The organism is Bacillus sp. JJ864, assembly GCF_036963045.1.
In the GTDB taxonomy this organism is placed as follows: Bacteria; Bacillota; Bacilli; order Bacillales; family Bacillaceae_G; genus Bacillus_A; species Bacillus_A pseudomycoides_C.
The window spans coordinates 1-3,170 of the sequence record NZ_JBALLY010000261.1; the positions used below are offsets into that span (position 1 = coordinate 1).

Annotated in this window: 3 protein-coding genes; all 3 read right to left on the reverse strand. The window is 33.8% G+C overall.

Annotation, left to right across the window (positions count from 1 at the left end):
- Positions 1–717: 717 nt before the first annotated feature.
- Positions 718–1,074, reverse strand: a complete 357-nt coding sequence (locus tag V7024_RS24250) for an Ig-like domain-containing protein (RefSeq protein WP_335524632.1) — start codon at positions 1,072–1,074, stop codon at positions 718–720.
- A gap of 556 nt (positions 1,075–1,630) precedes the next feature.
- Positions 1,631–2,659: a spore photoproduct lyase gene (gene splB, locus V7024_RS24255; protein WP_335524630.1), complete on the reverse strand. Its 1,029-nt coding sequence runs from the start codon at positions 2,657–2,659 to the stop codon at positions 1,631–1,633.
- Positions 2,656–2,919 (reverse strand): transcriptional regulator SplA domain-containing protein, encoded by a 264-nt coding sequence (locus V7024_RS24260; protein ID WP_098916879.1) that lies wholly within the window; start codon positions 2,917–2,919, stop codon positions 2,656–2,658. The genes splB and V7024_RS24260 overlap by 4 nt, the downstream gene beginning before the upstream one ends.
- Positions 2,920–3,170: the final 251 nt, after the last annotated feature.

The window sequence follows — 3,170 nt, forward strand, 5'->3', positions numbered from 1 at the left end:
TTTAAGTTGTAATTATATACAAAAGCATAAGAAAAGAGCACTGTTTTATAAGTGCCCTTTTTAAGGAAGGTGCATGAGAAAAAAATAAGGTTTGAAAAGAAATGCATTTAGTCAAAGTATAATATAATTTATGTTTTTTTTATTCAGATGTGTGGGAAAACTGAATAAAAGTTGTCTAAATAAAAAAAGGAGCAGCTAGCAAAGGCTAACTACTCCTATAAAAGAAGAGTATACAAGAATAGCTATGGCTACAGAATAGCTTATTCATGAAACATTATACAAAAAATAAGAAAAGAGCGCCATTTTACAAATGCTCTTTATAGAGAGGGATGCTATGGGAAAACAATAAGGAGTGAAAAAATGTCCGCCTAACCAAGGTTTAATATAATCTATGCTGGTTTTTATTAAATGTGTGGGTGAATTAAAAAACTTGCCCAATTTAAAAGAAAAAATGGCGCCATATAGGCGGCACTATTATTAGAGCAGAGTCTGTTATGGTAAAAGGAATCACAATATCATATATTCTCACCTCATATAAAGGTGAAAAGGCATCTTAAATTAGAGAGCAGCCAGCAAAAGCCAACTGATCTCTAAAAAGGGTTAAGAGAAAGAAAAATGGATTAAAGCTGTTAAACAGCTTATCTGTAGTATATGTTGATGTTGGAGTCTTATACAAGAAAATAGCAGTCAGCAAAGCTAACTGCTATTTTAGAGGATTCAAGTAGCTACGGGATAGCCTGTTTTTAGTATGTGCATGTTGTGGAAAAGTATGCGGATGAAAGTATCAATTGCTGTAGTCAAACCTTTTGTTTCTTTCTCATTTGAAACTATTGCGCTTGAAGGATTGCTAGAGTACCACTCGACAAGATTTGTAATGTCTCTAGTTGATTTGTCAGAATACGTGCCTGTCGCAGTAAACTGATGGCTCAAACCTGAACAAAGAGATAAAGTCTTAGGATCTATCTTGATGGAAACCAAGACAGATTTTCTTTTTTTGTAAAATTCTTTCTCTCTTGTGATAAACAGAATAGGGGGATTAAATTGATGGGAAGTGTTCACTTGTGTTAACCTCACTTTCTTTATCAATACATTCAATCAATATATGTTGCATACAGAATTCGGTTTGGGCTTGATTGTTCTCTAGATTATAAGAAGATAGTTCTAGTTCATGTTAATTTGAAACTATTCACTTTCGGTAACGAATCTTATGTCATCAACGCTTACAATAAGATAACAAAATGCAAAAAAGTAAAATTACGTTTAGCGGATACTTCAAAACCTTAAGTTAATGGGCGTGGCTTCACCATATCCAAAAAAGAAAATTGTACGTTATGAAACAATTCAGACACATTTAAGTCAATATCCTGTACGCTAAGGGTAAAATAGACCCAAGGAAAGCGTTGCAAAAATTAACATATATGCAACATAGAAGAGGGCAAACCTACATTGCCCCTGGTTACAGCGACGCTGGTACTGAGCCTATTAAGTCAGAGAAAGGCACTCATTGGAGTGCTTTTTCGTTTTGGGGAACAAAGAATTTCTTAACTTAATGGCAATACCCCAATAGGTCATAGTGGAGAATAAAAGTAAGGCTTTGACTCATTTTTACACGTATCTCAGCTGTACCTAATTATGTGAAATATTCCAATTTTGCATTTGGAAAGAACTTTTTCATATAAGAATAAAGGTGATTTTTTATATCCTCTTCTTCTTCTTTTTGATAAATATATTTACCAATCCCATATTTCCCCCATTTATATCTTCTTCTCTCTTCATCTAATTCTAATTTTGTCATAGGGTAGTTTTTTTCAATTACCCTCTTAGCAGGCTTTGTAAAACGATGTTGAATAAATTCAAATGTAATATCATCTCTTACATCAAGAGGTAATTCAGCATTGAGACGTTCAAACATATGATAGTAACCCTCCTGCCAACCTTCATGAAGATAGATAGGAGCCACTATGAACCCTAACGGATATCCTGCTCTGGCTACTTTTCCGGCTGCTTCAATTCTTTTAGCTAACGGAGAAGTACCTGGCTCGAAGTTTTTAATAACGTAATCAGCGTTTATACTAAACCGAAATCTTGTTTTTCCATTATGTTTTGCATCAAGCAAATGATCCACATGATGAAATTTTGTAACAAATCTCAGCTTTCCATATTCAGATTCTCCAAAATGCTCAATTGCATGTTTAAGAGTATGAGTTAAGTGATCAATTCCTACAATATCTGATGTACACGAAGCTTCAAATCTTGTCAATTCAGGTACGCGGGCCTCCATATATTTGTCAGCAGTTTCTAGAATTTCGTCAACATTTACATAAGTTCGGATATACGGCTTGCTTCCCATCGTTGTCTGTAAATAACAATAATGACAATGTCCCATACACCCTGTTGCGAAGGGAATAGCATACTCTGCTGAAGGCTTTGAAGTATCAAATTTTAGTGTTTTTCTAACACCAACGACAAGAGTAGATTTTGCTACTCGATACTTTTGCAAATCGTTTTCGCCTGGCAGGTCTCTCACTTGATTATGGGAAGTAGTATGACGAATTTCAACATCCATATTTGAAAATTTCTCATAAAGCTCTCTCCCTAATGGATAATCTAATGCTTTGGGTTCAAAGTATACAAGTTTAGGCATAAACGGGTTATTCATTCTAACATCCCTTCTGAAACATCCCCATAATAGTAGGTATAGGCTTGGTTTGCCTCTTCTTCAGTAGAATAAACAGCCATCTCATTTGTTAGTGGATAATAAGTTTCATAAAGAAATAATGCTAATTCATTTGGTCTCTCAGGATTATTGACAACTGCTGCAGCTTGTATATTTGCTACGTCCTGAGTGTGGGGGTTTCGATAAAAAATATAAACAATATCTCCAGCATGATAAATATTACTTTTATTAGAAAATTCCATTTTATCACCTTTTCTTTTTATAAAATTCAATGTGCAAAGTTATACATTATAAATTTTTTCCTATAGTGCATAAAAATATGTCTTCTTTTATCAAGAGGAAATTGGATTCTACTAATTACAATCTTATTTGAGGTGGGCTGAATAGAAAAACAATCTTTATTTTAAATTACATTTATAATGCAACCTATGAAGCAAATTGTTTAGAGTTAGTATAGTCATATGGACACAACTTAGTTAAGTCCTTACAATGG